General features: G+C 49.4%; 16 protein-coding genes. 3 read left to right on the top strand and 13 right to left on the bottom strand.

The window, feature by feature from the left end:
• Nucleotides 1-31: 31 nt before the first annotated feature.
• Nucleotides 32-1,210 (top strand): MFS transporter, encoded by a 1,179-nt coding sequence (locus QE417_RS01845; RefSeq protein WP_311947162.1) that lies wholly within the window; start codon nucleotides 32-34, stop codon nucleotides 1,208-1,210.
• Between the two features lie 261 nt (nucleotides 1,211-1,471).
• On the opposite strand, the gene QE417_RS01840 is transcribed toward QE417_RS01845, so the two are convergent.
• The 4 genes from QE417_RS01840 to QE417_RS01825 form a co-directional block, all read right to left on the bottom strand.
• On the bottom strand, nucleotides 1,472-2,302 hold the full coding sequence (locus QE417_RS01840; protein ID WP_311947161.1) for a hypothetical protein: 831 nt from the start codon (nucleotides 2,300-2,302) through the stop codon (nucleotides 1,472-1,474).
• A gap of 49 nt (nucleotides 2,303-2,351) precedes the next feature.
• On the bottom strand, nucleotides 2,352-2,810 hold the full coding sequence (locus QE417_RS01835) for a hypothetical protein (RefSeq protein WP_311947160.1): 459 nt from the start codon (nucleotides 2,808-2,810) through the stop codon (nucleotides 2,352-2,354).
• Between the two features lie 210 nt (nucleotides 2,811-3,020).
• Nucleotides 3,021-5,741, bottom strand: coding sequence for a DNA ligase D (gene ligD / locus QE417_RS01830; protein WP_311947159.1), 2,721 nt, complete (start codon nucleotides 5,739-5,741; stop codon nucleotides 3,021-3,023).
• Between the two features lie 5 nt (nucleotides 5,742-5,746).
• Nucleotides 5,747-5,920 carry a DUF3606 domain-containing protein gene (locus tag QE417_RS01825; RefSeq protein ID WP_311947158.1) on the bottom strand — a complete coding sequence of 58 codons (174 nt, stop codon included), beginning with the start codon at nucleotides 5,918-5,920 and terminating at the stop codon, nucleotides 5,747-5,749.
• 185 nt (nucleotides 5,921-6,105) lie between these two features.
• Between QE417_RS01825 and QE417_RS01820 the strand changes: the two genes are divergently transcribed.
• Nucleotides 6,106-7,221, top strand: a complete 1,116-nt coding sequence (locus tag QE417_RS01820) for a S1/P1 nuclease (RefSeq protein WP_311947157.1) — start codon at nucleotides 6,106-6,108, stop codon at nucleotides 7,219-7,221.
• A 1-nt stretch (nucleotide 7,222) separates the two neighbouring features.
• Nucleotides 7,223-7,465 (top strand): hypothetical protein, encoded by a 243-nt coding sequence (locus tag QE417_RS01815; RefSeq protein WP_311947156.1) that lies wholly within the window; start codon nucleotides 7,223-7,225, stop codon nucleotides 7,463-7,465.
• A 15-nt stretch (nucleotides 7,466-7,480) separates the two neighbouring features.
• Here QE417_RS01815 and QE417_RS01810 read toward each other — a convergent pair whose 3' ends face one another.
• From QE417_RS01810 to QE417_RS01770, 9 genes are all read right to left on the bottom strand, one after another.
• Complete coding sequence (locus QE417_RS01810) at nucleotides 7,481-7,666, bottom strand: hypothetical protein (RefSeq protein WP_311947155.1); 186 nt, start codon at nucleotides 7,664-7,666, stop codon at nucleotides 7,481-7,483.
• A gap of 405 nt (nucleotides 7,667-8,071) precedes the next feature.
• Nucleotides 8,072-8,677 (bottom strand): hypothetical protein, encoded by a 606-nt coding sequence (locus QE417_RS01805; protein WP_311947154.1) that lies wholly within the window; start codon nucleotides 8,675-8,677, stop codon nucleotides 8,072-8,074.
• Nucleotides 8,677-9,441, bottom strand: a complete 765-nt coding sequence (locus tag QE417_RS01800; protein ID WP_311947153.1) for a DUF4099 domain-containing protein — start codon at nucleotides 9,439-9,441, stop codon at nucleotides 8,677-8,679. Before QE417_RS01800 ends, QE417_RS01805 begins: the two co-directional genes overlap by 1 nt.
• Nucleotides 9,442-9,444: 3 nt before the next feature.
• A complete protein-coding gene (locus QE417_RS01795) occupies nucleotides 9,445-10,668 on the bottom strand; it encodes a zincin-like metallopeptidase domain-containing protein (protein WP_311947152.1) in 1,224 nt (407 codons plus the stop codon).
• Nucleotides 10,646-11,083, bottom strand: a complete 438-nt coding sequence (locus tag QE417_RS01790) for a M23 family metallopeptidase (RefSeq protein ID WP_311947151.1) — start codon at nucleotides 11,081-11,083, stop codon at nucleotides 10,646-10,648. Before QE417_RS01790 ends, QE417_RS01795 begins: the two co-directional genes overlap by 23 nt.
• The gene (locus QE417_RS01785; RefSeq protein WP_311947150.1) at nucleotides 11,080-11,490 is read right to left on the bottom strand and encodes a hypothetical protein; all 411 of its coding nucleotides are present in this window, start codon (nucleotides 11,488-11,490) and stop codon (nucleotides 11,080-11,082) included. Before QE417_RS01785 ends, QE417_RS01790 begins: the two co-directional genes overlap by 4 nt.
• A 138-nt stretch (nucleotides 11,491-11,628) precedes the next feature.
• Nucleotides 11,629-12,033 carry a hypothetical protein gene (locus QE417_RS01780; protein WP_311947149.1) on the bottom strand — a complete coding sequence of 135 codons (405 nt, stop codon included), beginning with the start codon at nucleotides 12,031-12,033 and terminating at the stop codon, nucleotides 11,629-11,631.
• A 54-nt stretch (nucleotides 12,034-12,087) separates the two neighbouring features.
• Nucleotides 12,088-12,510 carry a hypothetical protein gene (locus QE417_RS01775; RefSeq protein ID WP_311947148.1) on the bottom strand — a complete coding sequence of 141 codons (423 nt, stop codon included), beginning with the start codon at nucleotides 12,508-12,510 and terminating at the stop codon, nucleotides 12,088-12,090.
• A complete protein-coding gene (locus tag QE417_RS01770) occupies nucleotides 12,485-14,512 on the bottom strand; it encodes a type IV secretion system DNA-binding domain-containing protein (RefSeq protein ID WP_311947147.1) in 2,028 nt (675 codons plus the stop codon). The genes QE417_RS01775 and QE417_RS01770 overlap by 26 nt, the downstream gene beginning before the upstream one ends.
• Nucleotides 14,513-14,517: the final 5 nt, after the last annotated feature.

The raw sequence follows: 14,517 nt of genomic DNA, 5'->3' as shown, positions 1-14,517 counted from the left end.
ATAGCAACGTTCAAATATATGGATCAATAAAATGAATAGATTAATTTATATCATGGCGCTTGGTGCATTCGGTATCATCACCACTGAGTTTGGCGTAATTGGTATTTTGCCAGACCTGGCCAAAAATTTCCACGTCACGGTAGATACAGCCGGATGGTTACTCAGTGGGTTTGCCCTTACCGTTGCGCTTACCGGGCCTTTTACCAACGCGCTCACTGCCAAAATGAACCGCAAAACGGTCATGTCCCTGGCACTTGGCATATTTGTGTTTTCTAATTTGCTTTCTGCCGTTGCGCCGAACTTCACCGTACTCATGATCGCACGGATCTTGCCGGCGTTCCTTCATCCGGTTTTTTGGGCGGTGGCAGTTACTGCAGCTGCAAAACTAGCGGGTCCTAAAGAGGCACCGAAAGCTATAGCGACGGTTATGGCCGGTCTCAGCGTTGCGACCGTCATCGGCGTTCCCCTGACCACCTACATGGCTGATCTTTTTAGTTGGCGGGCTTCATTCATTCTTTCGGCCGCGATCAATTCGGTAGCGTTGGGTGCTTTGGCATTGTTGGGGCCGTCTATGCCTGTCTCTGTTACACAAAAGAGTTCGAAAAACCAGCTTACACTACTACGAAGCGTGAGCTTATGGGTAAAGTTGATCGCCACGGTCCTGATATTGGCCGGAATGTTCGCTACCTACGGTTATCTGGCAGAATACCTGGCCAAGGTCACCCATATGACAGGTGCTGAGATCAGCATCTTATTACTGGTCTTCGGTTGTACCGGGATCGCGGGTAATTGGTTGATGGGTATCGCCCTTAGCAAAAACGTATTGCTCACAGCGCGCATATTCCTCATTGCCCTTATCGTTATCCATTTAATGGCTTATCAGTTTGGTGGTAATTTCATTCCGATGGTCATCATTCTTTCTTTCTGGGGCTTTATTCATACAGGAGGCTTTCTTGCCACAAACGTTCAGCTTACTCATAGTCAACCGGAAAGTTCGCTTGATTTTATTAACAGTCTCATGCCCTCATTTTTCAATGCCGGAATTACTTTGGGGACCTTTCTGGGAGGTTTCGTCATTTCTCATTATGGGGTCCAAAATGTTGTTTGGATGAGTGTACCGTTGCTCCTGGTTTCGCTCATGCTGGGATTTCTCTTCCAAAAGAAATCGGCAGTTAATAAAGCAATCGCCTTACCTCAGGCGACACATTGAAAGTTAACCGGGAATAAGATCCAGCGACCATTTGCCCGGATGTTGACCGGGGTACAATTGATCTGCTATGCAAAAGACCAATTTTAAAGTCAATGGGCGCCTTTACTTGCCCTGCGTCCACGTCATCCAGTTTTTTGCAAGCGTTGCATCTGAGCCTAATTTCTTGAATTCAAAATCCTGAGAATGCTTAAACCCCTGTCCGTGGCTAAAGGCAGGGTTATCGTTAAAAAATATATTTTACGATAAGTAGCCGCCGGAATGCTATTTCTTCCGGATGATGGTATACATGATCGTAGGATTAAGATACGTCGTAAGTATAAATTCGCTTGTATTGTACGTAGTTACCTCGTAGCCATTTTGCTGAGTGCGGGATGTGAAGTTTCCGTAGACTGTGCCCAGGTCAGTATAGGTCTTCTGTGACGAAAATGCTTGGTTCAACAGAGGCTCCCCATGGATAATTTTGATTTCAGACAAAGCATCTCCAGCGTAAGTCAGTTCATACCTGCCCTGCAAGGCTGGTATCAATGTCCTGCCAAAGCGGTCTCCCGGAACAGAAGCATTATCGAGGAAAATACCGAGAACTGTAGTTGATTGAGAATTCAATGCAAATGTCCCGGTCTTCAGCCGCTCAATATGGCGGTCAAATCCGGAAAGGTAGGTTTTGCTTAAGGCGTTCCATACAGTCTTCAGCGTAAGATCATCAGTGATCCGGCAATCCTGTTCTTTCTCAAAAGTTTTCTGCTCGTTCTTAATACTCAACTTCAATTTACCGGTCACAGCCTGGCCTGCCGGCTGGAACAAATATAGTAGGTTGGTTCCTTCCTGTTCCGTTTTGTAGGTGTTTTGCAAAACACCGTTCTGGCCGTTAAATGTCAGCGTTACCTGATCCTCACTGGAGTAGTCCTTGAAATATCTGACACCCACATAAAAAGCGGATGATCTTTGCTGGACAGGGAGCTCCGGGCCGATGAAAGCCTGGGTGATATTCTTAGGGGTAGTGTTTACGGGAGCTTCAGGCTCTGGTGCGCTTTTCTTGTCCCCGCAAGCACTTAGGAACAAGATTACGACCAACAAGGTGACAAGGTTTTTCATTATAAAATGACTTATGAATACTAATATAGATATTATTTCTGCTCAAGAATTATAAAGGCTGAGAAGATAACAGAATACGACCTTTAATAATAGTTTCTGGCAATAAATCGCGTGTAAATGTTAAAAATTCTGTCCTTGCGAATATGTATTCTTTCCTATTTTGTAAATCAATGATAGCGTAATCAGGCACGATGGCAATTTTCCTTTCTTTTCCATCTTTTAAAATACTTGCGCAAAAACTTCGGCCTACCTTTTGTTGCCTGTGCCTCCTGGCTTTAACTTTTCCGATTAAAAAGTTAAGTGTGTCAAGATAAGATGTGTTAAGTCGTATTTTTTTGACACTCCCCGACGTGTCAATCACAGAACTGTAAGCCCTTAACCCTGCGTTCGTTCCTCCTGAGATAAAACCTTTGTAAACAAAAGCAGCATCAGCAAAAGTTTGGTTAGCTTGTTGACCATAGGTCCAGCAACAAACTAATAGAAAAAGTGTACTAAGCCAGATTCGCATATCACTAATCATTTATTACCAAACAAGTTAAACAATTAAATAGATATGCTAAAATTGCGCAATTGATCGAATTAGGGGAGGCTATCCGTACAATGCTTCGGAATGATTTTACAAGAAATAAAGAACTCCATTGCGGCAAGCCTCACCGGCAACTGTACAGCAGAAAAATTTGCAACAGGTAACATTTTAATGGATTGTCCGCGCTAATATTTAAAACGTCTTCTGTGCCTTCTGAATGGTTTTCAACAGGTCTATGCCTTTTCCCAATACCCCTTTGAACAGGTCTCCGGTCTCTTTCAAGCGGTCTAACGCGTTATGGATGGTAAAATCCCGCATGGTCAGCCCCGGCTTCACTTCATCCCAACTCAGTGGCATCGACACCGTCGCTCCCGGCTTCGGCCTGAGCGAGTAGGCCCCGGCAATGGTCGCGCCCGGCCGGTTTTGCAAAAAGTCGAGGTACATTTTGCCTTTACGGTTTTTGATCTGCCTTTCCAGGCTGGTAAAGGATTTGAGTTGTTTATGAACTTCAGTTACGATGATTTTGGCAAATAATTGTGACTGGTCATAGTCGTATTGACCTTCCAGCGGGATGTACAAGTGCATGCCGGTCGAACCTGAAGTCTTCGGATAACAAGGCACATCGATGGCATCTAAAACTTCCTTGACTTTCTGCGCCGCCTCGATCACCTGTTCGAACGTGTTCTGGTCCGGGTCAAGGTCTATAACACAAAAGTCCGGGCAATCGGGTGATTGTACCCGGCTGAACCAGGGGTTCATCTCGATACACCCCAAAGAGGCCATCCACAGCAGGTAAGACTCGTCCGAGCCGACGAGGTATTCCTTATGCTCCCCGTCACTGGTCGTATAAGGAAAGGTCTTGGTCATCCATGCAGGCGCTTTGCCTTTAACATCCTTTTGGTAAAAGCTCGGGCCGTGAATACCGCCGGGAAAACGGTTCAGCGACATGGGCCGGTCCAGCAGGTAAGGCAGGATATAATCGGCTACCCGGTAATAATAGTTAAACATATCCCGCTTGGTGAAGCCGTCTTCGGGCCAGTAAACTTTGCTGAGATTGGTGAACTTCAGATCATGACCGCATATTTTCCTGACCTGCGTTTCCTCGGTCGGGTTCAGCAAGGTCTTGCGTTCCTTGTTTTTGGGCGGCTGCACCGCACCTTTAGGCGGGCGGCTTTCCTGCTCCGCTTTGACGGCCTGCTGCGTATGCTGCTCCTTCTCCAGAATCACCTCTGTTGCTTTTTTATCCTCGCGCAAGCCCTTGAAGGAGGCCTGCCGGAACACCCCCTCATCCGTCACCTCCGCAAAATTGACCTCGCCTACGAGCTTTGGTTTCAGCCAGGTCGGCTTAGCGCCGAGCCGCTGCGGGCGAAAACGCGAAGGTTTGTCGACATCGGGAACCGTTTCGAAAGGTACCTTGTCGGTGATGAGCGGCCCGAACTGCGCCATCATTTCTTTTTGCTGCTTTCCGTTGAAACCGGTACCTACTTTACCCGCATATCGCAAGGTGCCATTATCGTAGACGCCTAAAATCAGGGCGCTGAATGGTTTGTTGGTCCCTTCATTACGGGTAAAGCCGGCAATGACGACTTCCTGCCTGCGCTGCACTTTTATTTTCAGCCATTCGCGGGAACGCAGATCCGAAGTATAGGTGCTTTCTGCTTTTTTGGCCATGATGCCTTCCAAGCCGATCCGTTCGGCCGCATCAAAGAACTCGACACCGTTGGCGCGAAACGACTGGCTTTGGCGAATGCGTTCATCCTGCACCGGCAGGATTTCTTTCAGCACTGCCTGTCGTTGTACCAAAGGCAGTTCCATCAGGTTTTTGCCTTTGTACCATAAGATGTCAAAGACATAATAGACCAGGTGCCCGTCGGCCTCACTCCGCCAGTTCTGCAAGGCCCCGAAATCGGAAAGTCCCTGGTCATTGAGCACGACCAGTTCCCCGTCAATGACCGCATCGGTTTTCCATTGCTTCAGTAGATCGACAATGGGATAATATTTGGAAAACGGGATGTTGTTACGGGAGATAAGTTCCACATCGTTTTTGGTCACATAAGCCAGGGAGCGGTACCCATCCCATTTGACCTCATATAGCCAGTCAGGATTATCGAATGGCTCATCCACTAAAGTGGCCTTCATCGGTTTGATGCCTTTGGGCACATCGGACTTAGGTGCTTTCTTAAGAATGCTGTCGACAGAGAGGTCGGGCAGCGCTTCCGTTTCTACCTTTTCGGCCAGCTGTTCGTCGGGAGCGGTATCAGGTTCGGCCGTTTGTTTGCCTTTTGTCTTTGTGTTGCGCACCGTTTCCTCATGCCCGTTTTTCCACACCTTATCGCCGGTTTTTTCCATTTGCGCAATGGTCTTGCCGGAAAGCACGGACTTGTCCAATTGGGTAATATCTTTCCTCGAGGTGAACTCGTCTTTATGTTTAATCAGCAACCAGGAATCGCCTTCCATTCCCTTTGTTTTCACCAGGGCAAACTCGCCTTTCAGCTTTTCGCCGAACAGGCGAATTTTGACGGAGCCGGCTTCGAGCTGTTTAAGCAGGTGTTTTTCCTGGGCCTTTTTTCCTTTGATCTCTTCGATGGGCTCATAGTAGCCCTGGTCCCATACGATGACGGTTCCGCCACCGTATTCACCTTTAGGTATAATGCCCTCGAAACTGCGGTAATCGAATGGGTGGTCTTCCACGCGCATCGCGAGGTGTTTGACGGTGGGGTCTGTTGACGGGCCTTTGGGCACGGCCCAACTTTTCAGCACACCTTCCATTTCGAGCCGGAGATCATAATGCAGCCTGGTCGCATCATGTTTCTGGATAACGAACATCAGGTGCTCCTTATCCTTGCTTTTACCGGCTTTGGGTTCTTTCGTCTTCGAAAAGTCCCGTTTCTCGTTGTATTTCTCCAGGCTCATGGCGGCTACTTTTTAAGGTATGCTTCCACAGCATCGGCCGAGGTGCCTACCGCCTCAACAGCTGCCTTTAACTCGTCATGGCTTACACCGAATTTTTTCGACCAGTGATTCAATTCGTATTCCTCGTTTACGTTGATCCTGCTTCTGTCAGGATTGCCAACATTTTCTTTGTTGTCCATATTTTTACTTTTTAGTTACAACAAAAAGAAGTACAGCAAGTTTGTAGTAGCCGGTGTTTTCCATGACACATTGAATAGGCAGGTTCTAAAAATTAATCCGTTGGCTGGCTGATATTTTTGTAAAAGGGTTAATAAAACCTATCCATGTTTGCTTTGTGTTTCCGAAATTGCAGCAGATTTATACCATGAAAAAAACAACTTTTCTGACCACCGGCCTTGCGATTGCAGCTTTCGGTCTTGTCTCCTGGGGATTTAAGGGTCACCGTGCCGTGGCGACCATTGCACAGAAACATTTGAATTCAAATACGGCCTATGTCGTGTCAGCTTATTTGAAGGGTGAGCAAATGGAAGCGGTAAGTACCTGGGCAGACGAGAACCGCGACCCGAAGACTGCGCCGTGGCATTATATCAACCTGCCGCTCGGCCTCTCACATGATGCCTTCGTAAAAGCGGTACAGGAAAGCGATAACAATGTTTATACCGCTATTCTGAAAACTGAAGCCACCTTAAAAGATGTGAATACATCGGCCGATGCAAGGAATGAGGCCCTGAAATATTTGATCCATCTTGTAGGCGATGCGCATCAGCCGATGCACGTCAGCCGTAAGGAAGACAAGGGCGGCAATACCATACAGCTCCGGTTCGAGGATAAAGGTACGAACCTGCACAGCCTCTGGGACAGCAAACTGATCGACCACGAAGGGCTGAGCCAGGAAGACATCGTCAAGAATTATGATACGGCTACACCTGCGGACATCAAAAAATGGCAGGCGGACAGCCCGACGGAATGGTTATGGGAAAGCTACCAGATCACGACCGAGTTATACGCGAATGCTAAACCGGGGCAAAGCATCGACGAGCTTTACTATCAGAAATATATTCCGGTTGTCCGCAGAAGGATTGACCAGGCCGGTATCCGCCTGGCGGGTGAGCTGAACCGTTTGCTGGCGGGTCTGAAAGTGAAGACCGTCACCGTTCCATTACCCCAGCCTGAAGCGGGCAATTCGGCATCAGCTGCAACAACGATCCCGGTGATTAAACTGGAGGAAGTAAAGAACTATACCGGCAAAACGGTTACCGTGAGCGGCAAGGTATTTAGCAGCAAAGACATCGGCTCTATGGTGCTGGTTAACCTCGGTGCGGCGTTCCCCAACCAATTGCTCACCCTTGCGCTGAAAGGAGATGCTCAAACATTAGGAACGCAATTAGACGGCAAGAACGTTACCGTAACCGGTCAGGTGATCGATTATAAAGGGAAGCCTGAGATCATTATTACCGACAAGAACCTGATCCGTTTCTGATATGAACGAACCGTTCCATCTGCATGTAACTTATTCGGGACAGGCGTATGAACTTCCTGCCCGCTTCGAGCGCTGGGGGTATACTCACCGTTTCTCGGTATTGATCGGTGATGAGACATTTGTTTTTGAACCGGATGAAGAAGGGAATTACAGGGTACTCACCACGGCGGTAGCCAGCGCAACCCTCAACACCGGGTTACTTCAGGCAACCGCTGAACGTTTGGCCGCCTTAAACACGAACTAAGCTTAAAAGGCGTCTTTATGCCTTTCCGTAAATTCTTATCGCGTTGTTTAATTGTTCTTCTGTCCGGTGATAAATTTCGGGGCAGGACGCCGGGTCTGTGATCCTGAAATTCCCGTTCGGGTCCGCCTGCATGTGAAACCTTACTTTCCGGCCTTCATGAACCACATAAACCTGGAACAGGTGCATGCGTTGAATATTCATTGTGACGAACTCAAAGTTTGCGCCATCCGCTTCCGCTGTAAAATTTCTCATCGCGCAAATATAAGTCTTAGCGTGGTTTAAAAAGCCTAACCTGATAAATGCCCTTGATGCATTTAACTACCTGCGAAAAAAGTCAGGTTCAAACCGCTTTCGACGGGCTTCCCGTTTAAGCCGGACATCGTACCGCCATAAAAACAACAGCCATGTGACTAAAGCTACAGCGTAACAAGGCCAAGGATTTCCTTTTCCTAAGGTTCCCCATAGCGCAAGTGTGGAGATAAAGAATGTGGCAATAAGATGCAGGAGTGTTTTCATGGTATTTAAATTTACTAATTTTATTAGCCAAAAACAAGTATTTAAGGCCGGATTATTGATTTTTTTCCAACGTATAATTTAAGTGTTTGATTATATCAAGGTATCTAAACGGTCGCTTTGAAGCTGATCTAAAAAGCTTAAAAAATGTTTTGGTTTCCTTGTCCTGTTGCCTGTTCTGAGCCCAAAGTCTTTTTCAAAGACATGTAAACTCAGGTTTGAAAAAGGAATGTTGTGGCTAAGTCCATTTGTCTGGCATAGGATGCTGTCATCTTTCAGGAACAGTTTAGCGGAGCGCCCTTTAAGGGCTGCTGCTACTTTGATGTCCGTAACGGTACCTAGGAGATCACTCCCGAACACTAAGGTAAATTTTCGTCTTTTGAAGTTGGACCTGATCCATTGCAGTTGACCGGCGCTGGGGAGATTGCCGGTCGCAATAAATGCTACCCTATCGAGGTCAGGGTAATGATCGAGGTGAATAGAAAGGTAAGCGATGGCCTCCATCGCCGAATGCGTGATGACCACTTCGGATGCGGAACGGTTTCCCGCGAGCCATACGTTGGGCGTGGTCGGCACCTTATGAAACCCGGCCGCAAAAATTTCTGTTGCGCCGCCGTAATCGAAAGTGGTATGCTGTTCACAATTGAACCAGGCTTGTAATGCCGGTGGCACTCCAAGCCTGGTCAAGAGCTCATTCATCAGCGGGTGATGCGGTTAGGGAGCGGTGCTTCCTGATGATGAAAGTTGACCTGTTCCTCCATATCCCGGACAGCGTTATCGTAGCCCGCACTCAATTTTCCAGCATCAGCATCATGCTTTTGGTTGAACAGGGCGTTCAATCCTTTGTACAGGGCATAACTCAGGCCGCCGTCGATCAGGACTGAGGCGATCAATGCCAGCTTATTGGCCCTGATACCCTGCGCGTTGACCGCGGTGTAGGCGAATGCGGTATGATCAGGCATCTGCACTTCTTTACCTTTACGAAATGCTTCCTTTTGGGCCGGCGTCAAAAAGTCACCGTTCACCATATCGGGGGCCAGTATCTTTTCGACATCGGAAACAATGAACTCCCGGGTATCGGCATCATATTCCACCAATAATTCTTTACGGCGCCCCTGCCCGTCTGTCGACACTTTCAACAGGTTCGATAGTCCACCTTTTTGCAATTGAAGGGCATCCTCCTCACTGATAAAGTCGGGCTTAACGGCCCTGCGGTACACCGGGTGGATCAGCAGGTTGACCTTGCCTTTACCATCAGGCTGGAGGGATAACTTGGCATCGAGGGACTTGATCTTTATGTTCTCGGCCTCGAGGTTATTGAGCTGCATCAGGCTGGTCCGTCCCCCGGAAAGCAAAGCTTTCAGGTCGTCGACATTTAACAGGAGCTGACCGCCTGCGGCCAGCCCGATCGTTTCAAGGTCCTGCATGGGCAGTTCCTTTTCTTTGAATCTTTGAAATCTCATCGTTTATCGTCCTCTTGAATAAGATTGTTCCTGAACCTGTTCCTGTTCCCGGGTTTGTTCCTGCTCTTGGTCCTGTTCCTCAGCGACCTGTATTTCTACGGGGTTATTTTTGGCTTCCACCAATTTTCCGTACAGGGCATCGGTGGGTTTAAGTTTGAACTTTTCGCCGGTATCGGCTTTTTCCATATCCAGGGTTTTGCCTTTCTTGGCCAACACGGTGTAGGTAGTATTGTTATGCACGACGGCATCGCCCTTTTTCAGCGTCGTACTCACGGCCGGGGCTTCGCCCTGCACCACTTCCTGTGCCACTTCCTGCTTTTTCCCAACGCCCAGAACAGCATTCGCGATGCGCTGGGCATCCTTCGCCACGCGGGCGATCTCGTAAGGCTCCTCTTTCAGCATTTTTACCCATTGACCGGTATATGCTTTGTGCGGCCCGAAATCATGCCCCAGCTTCAGCTCAGCGCCGATGATCATGGCAGCCATGGCGGCGCGAAACTCCTCTTTAGCATATTCTTGCGAACCGAATTTACCTTCCATCGGCCGGTTCTGACGGCTTTCGTGGCCGGTCCAGTGGGCCAGCTGGTGGATAGCAGTCTGGTAATAGGCGGTCTCGCTTGGGAACTGGTCTTTTTCGGGTAGGAAGATGGCATCCCGTTTAGCATCGTAATAAGCTTCCTGCCCTCCTTCGATGACGACGGCCTTGCTGTCTTTGATCAGCTGATCCGCACGTTCGATGGGAGATAATGTTTGACCTTCCGCCTCCTTAGCGAGGAATTCTTCCAGCGGCTCGATCTTATCGATCTGCGAACCGTTGAACAAAAAAGCAACGCCCTTTTCGGGTTTCTCATATTCGACAAGACGGGTCTGAGTCACCCCTGCCTCGTCAGTGATCTTGGAACCGTCCGGTTTACGGATCGCCTGGATGTCGCTGGTTTTGGGGAACGTGATCATGGTGCCCCTGGAATCCTTTTTGACGAGGTAACCGGCAAACCTTGCAGCTTCAGCTGTCATCCATCTTGGGTCTTCATGTCCTTTGAGGGCGAGTGCCAATGCATTCAGGGCGCTGTAACCTTTACCCGTCGTCGGGTTGATCGGTTTGATATAGGCAGGCTGTCCGTTCTCTTTGACAGGCTGTTGAAACGCCGAGGTTCCGGCACTCAGGGCAGCGGTCAGTTTCTCCGCCACCTGGAGATAGAAGGGCTTATAATTTCTGGGTTTTTCCATGGTGTAAAATGGTTTGATATAAGAATTGAATGGGATCGATATAACGCCCCCAGTAAAGGATACTGAAGTGGAGATGCTCCCCGGTCACGCGGCCGGTCGTACCGGTAATGCCGATGGGCTCGCCTGCGGAAACCGAATCCTGCGGGCTGACCAGAACACGGCTCAGGTGGCCGTAAACGGATTGCGTGGCGCCATGCTGCAAGCGGATATGAATCCCCAATTTATCTGCGTAACCCGTCGCACTGACCTGACCGTTCATAATGGCGTAAACCGTGTCCGCTCTCGCCCGCAGGTCCACGCCGTCATGCAGCTTCCGTATACCGGTGAGCGGATGGTTCCGGTAACCGAATGGTGAATTCAGCCGCAGGTATTTGAGGGGCAGGCAGACCAGGCACAGGCTGATGAGCAGCTTCATCGGGTAAAGGCCTTGTTCAGTTCCACGCTGTTCTTCCGGCCTGGAGTTTCGAGCGCGTGCTCCCATACGCCGGGATTATCGCGGGCGATGAGGAGCGCATCCCAGTTCGCCTGGGGCGTGTTACGTTCCTGTAACAACATAATTTTGTAGAGCGCTCTGAAATCATTCGGCTCCATTTTCGACCCGTTGGCCGTCAGGTCGTTGAACACCTCCTGCTTGTCTTTCAGGACCAGCAACTCCGAGGGATGATAGACAGCTTCCTGGCCGTTTTCGAAAGCCACATAGATGTCATTGTTCAGGTCACGGTCGTAATTGACGACGGCGATCTTACCCTGATTTTTAAGGACATCATTCTGCAGGTCGGGATGCACCATGACGATGCTGGCTTGCAAATTTTCTCTGTTCATAAAAAATTAAATGATTGATCGGCCGGTGCAGGCAAGCTCCGGCATTGGTTTATCGCCCGTTACGCGGGCCTGGGTTAAATTGATGTACGCATTTCACCTCGGCGCATATGGGATTTATGTGCCGGCAAATCAGCATGATTACGATAGGCCCATTCCCCTGTCAGGCATGATCGTTTGTTCCAAATTGATGAGGTCCAGTATGCGGTGATGCAGGTTTGGATGGTCACGCACAATTTCCATAGCCCAGATCAGCGATTGGATTGAACACTTTTCCAACAGCATGAATATCTTGAACATGGGCATCAGCTCTTCGGGTTTCATAGCCAAACCATAAATCGTCATGTGCTCGTAGAGCTGGTATTTACTCTTGAACATCATCACATGGCCGGCTTTGTAATCCATGCTGCCACCGTCCAGGAAACGGACGTAAGGATTTTCCCTCCACCAGGCATAAGTTAACACCCCGATGCGATACTGGTCTTCTCCTTTATGGGGTTCCGGTTTAACAAGAACAAGTGTACCGTCTAAGTTTTCCGTGTTCATGAACGTTCAATTAAAGTTTTGGGGATGGGTATTAAAAAATCAGCCGGGCTACGATCAACGTCCTGTTTTCGCCCCTCTGCCGAGCTTCAGCTTGCTTTCAAAGCTGATCAGCATGGCATCGGTGAGCGAGGGGTATTGCAGGGCAATTTTCAAGGCTTCCTTCTGGTAGCCGGAGTCTGCGGCATAGATCTCGAGAAGGGCGGCGTTGAGGATGGCATTGGTCTCGTATTCGTTGAGCGTAGGTCCGAAATCCTCGACATACTGAAAAAGCGCGTTGGCGTCTTTGACCATCAACAAATCGGCCGCTCCGTAAACACGGACCTTCACATCCTCGAATCCGACATAGAACTCATCGAAATTGACAATGGCATAGGTCAGCTGACCTATTTCCCCGGCCCTCAGGCGGGGATCGTCCGCCAGCGCGGGGTCGACGACGACCCAGTCCGGCAGGTTAAACAGGTTTTTTTGATTTTGCATCAGGTCTTTTGTTAAAGGCGGTGGCAGGAGTTACCGGTGCCGGCGGTTTAAATGCCAGTACCATTTCCTGTACCTGGCGGGTAATGCGGTCATAATTCTGACGTAATTTTTCGTCGGTCTTTCCGCCGAAGTCATAATAGCTGGGCAGGGGCTTGTAATTTTTCTCCTCTTCGCCGATCGCTTTCATATCGAGGTTGATGCGGCAGTTCACGGCAGAAGTTTCGAACTGCCCGGTGTACACCTCCTGGGCGTCCGCAGCGATGACGCCCACCATTTCCCCGGCATTGAGAGACGCGATCTTGCCTGCGGGGATGAGCGCTTCGAGTTTCTCGTTGAACGAGGTCGAGGTTTTGTTGCGGTCGATGGAGAGCCCCTCCCCTAACTGTTTGGATTTACCGAACAGGCGCTCGAGCCATTCCAGCGTTTCCTTGTTGCGGACCGAACCGGAAAGCACGTTGCCGATGACCGCGGTGATGGTGGCTGCCGTGTCCTTACCATATTGCTGGCTGAACTGCGGAAGTTCCTGTAGTCCCATGAGCACCGCCACCTTGTTACTGCGTGCGGTGGCGATCAGGTTTTCCACCTTGTGCACGAAAAGCGTCGGCACCTCGTCGACGATCAGCGCCGAGGGCAGGTTGCCCTTGGTATTGATGAGTTTGGTCAGCCGGTTAATAATGATGGAATAGCAGGCAGAGTTGATGTTCTGCGTATTCGGGTCATTGGCCAGCACCAAAACGCCGGGATTTTCCCTGGCAGATATCTTCAGGTCGAAGTCGTCGCCCGAGAACACCCAAAAGGTTTCTTTCGTCGCCAGGCGGCTGATAAATATTTTCAGCGTACCGATCTGTCCTTCGAGCTGGTCGAAAGCTTTGGCGTTGAAGGCCGTCATAAAGGGCGAAAGCAGCGCACGCAGTTCCGGCTCGGAGGTGAGCGTATTGAATATTTCCTCGTACGAGCGGTTAAGCAGGGCAAGCACATGGGGCAGGCTGGAATACTTACCTCCTTCATACTTGCTCATGAAATAAATGCAGGAGGCCAGGAAATTGATGGCGGACTGGGTAAAGAACTGGTCGCTGCCCCCGGACTTGTCCCCTTTTTTAAGCGCCTCCACCAACGCTTCGGCGGTTTCGGAGGCATCCGCCAGCGAGCGGATATAATCGGCCCGCCAGGGGTTGATCCGCCTGCTCTTTTCCACGTCGTTGAGGTTGAGCACATGAAAGCTGTAACCTTTCATCTTCCCCTGTCCTTTGGCCAGCAGGTAATGGAAATACGCGATCTGGCCGAGGTCAGGAAATTTGAAATCGTACAGGCATACGGCAAATTCCTTGGCGATCAGTTGCCGGATAAACGGGTTGACGATGGAAAAGCTTTTGCCCGATCCGGGAGTTCCGATGACCATAGTACCGCGGAACACATTGCAGATATTGATCCACCCATGCCGTACCTTCTGGTCGAAATAAAACAGCATGGGAATATTGACCGAATAAGGGGTCACCTTAATTTTCTGCGGCTGCAGGAAGCTTTCCGCTTCGGTATTCCATTTATCCTTACCCAGCCCCGAACGGATGATCTTGGAAATGTTATCCATCGCCACGCTGCAGAGCAGCGCCCCCAAAAAAGAACAGCTCATATAGAGCAGGTCATAAAGCCTGGTACCCGGCAGCACCACCGGCGAATCCCTCCCCCGGTAAAGCAGGCTCCCAAAAAACAAAACCATACCAATCGCTAAAGGATAGACGATATGTTTTTTGGGGTCAAGGTCGGTTTTCTTTTTTGCCAGCGTCCCCACACTCACGATACAAATGAGTAAGAAAGTGGACAGCTTACTATAAATCAATTCATGATAAACCGGCAGGCGGGAGATCTTTAGGATCACGGAATAAAAAATGCCCCAGAAAGGGGCATCACGGTAAATCAAAACAGCGGCTTCCAGTGCGATGGACACGTAGATCCCGCATTGCAGGAAGCCATGGAGCTTCTGCTGATCCCTGGTTTCCTCCATAAAAA

This window comes from Mucilaginibacter terrae, from assembly GCF_031951985.1.
Taxonomy (GTDB): Bacteria; Bacteroidota; Bacteroidia; order Sphingobacteriales; family Sphingobacteriaceae; genus Mucilaginibacter; species Mucilaginibacter terrae_A.
Note: the sequence above shows the minus strand (reverse complement) of the source record. Positions and strands in the feature narration are given on the sequence as shown.

Coding starts and splice junctions, on each gene's coding strand:
- QE417_RS01845 (WP_311947162.1), top strand. CDS start 32: ATGAATAGATTAATTTATATCATGGCGCTTGGTGCATTCGGTATCATC.
- QE417_RS01840 (WP_311947161.1), bottom strand. CDS start 2,302: ATGAAAAACCTTGTCACCTTGTTGGTCGTAATCTTGTTCCTAAGTGCT.
- QE417_RS01835 (WP_311947160.1), bottom strand. CDS start 2,810: ATGCGAATCTGGCTTAGTACACTTTTTCTATTAGTTTGTTGCTGGACC.
- ligD (WP_311947159.1), bottom strand. CDS start 5,741: ATGAGCCTGGAGAAATACAACGAGAAACGGGACTTTTCGAAGACGAAA.
- QE417_RS01825 (WP_311947158.1), bottom strand. CDS start 5,920: ATGGACAACAAAGAAAATGTTGGCAATCCTGACAGAAGCAGGATCAAC.
- QE417_RS01820 (WP_311947157.1), top strand. CDS start 6,106: ATGAAAAAAACAACTTTTCTGACCACCGGCCTTGCGATTGCAGCTTTC.
- QE417_RS01815 (WP_311947156.1), top strand. CDS start 7,223: ATGAACGAACCGTTCCATCTGCATGTAACTTATTCGGGACAGGCGTAT.
- QE417_RS01810 (WP_311947155.1), bottom strand. CDS start 7,666: ATGAATATTCAACGCATGCACCTGTTCCAGGTTTATGTGGTTCATGAA.
- QE417_RS01805 (WP_311947154.1), bottom strand. CDS start 8,677: ATGAATGAGCTCTTGACCAGGCTTGGAGTGCCACCGGCATTACAAGCC.
- QE417_RS01800 (WP_311947153.1), bottom strand. CDS start 9,441: ATGAGATTTCAAAGATTCAAAGAAAAGGAACTGCCCATGCAGGACCTT.
- QE417_RS01795 (WP_311947152.1), bottom strand. CDS start 10,668: ATGGAAAAACCCAGAAATTATAAGCCCTTCTATCTCCAGGTGGCGGAG.
- QE417_RS01790 (WP_311947151.1), bottom strand. CDS start 11,083: ATGAAGCTGCTCATCAGCCTGTGCCTGGTCTGCCTGCCCCTCAAATAC.
- QE417_RS01785 (WP_311947150.1), bottom strand. CDS start 11,490: ATGAACAGAGAAAATTTGCAAGCCAGCATCGTCATGGTGCATCCCGAC.
- QE417_RS01780 (WP_311947149.1), bottom strand. CDS start 12,033: ATGAACACGGAAAACTTAGACGGTACACTTGTTCTTGTTAAACCGGAA.
- QE417_RS01775 (WP_311947148.1), bottom strand. CDS start 12,510: ATGCAAAATCAAAAAAACCTGTTTAACCTGCCGGACTGGGTCGTCGTC.
- QE417_RS01770 (WP_311947147.1), bottom strand. CDS start 14,512: ATGGAGGAAACCAGGGATCAGCAGAAGCTCCATGGCTTCCTGCAATGC.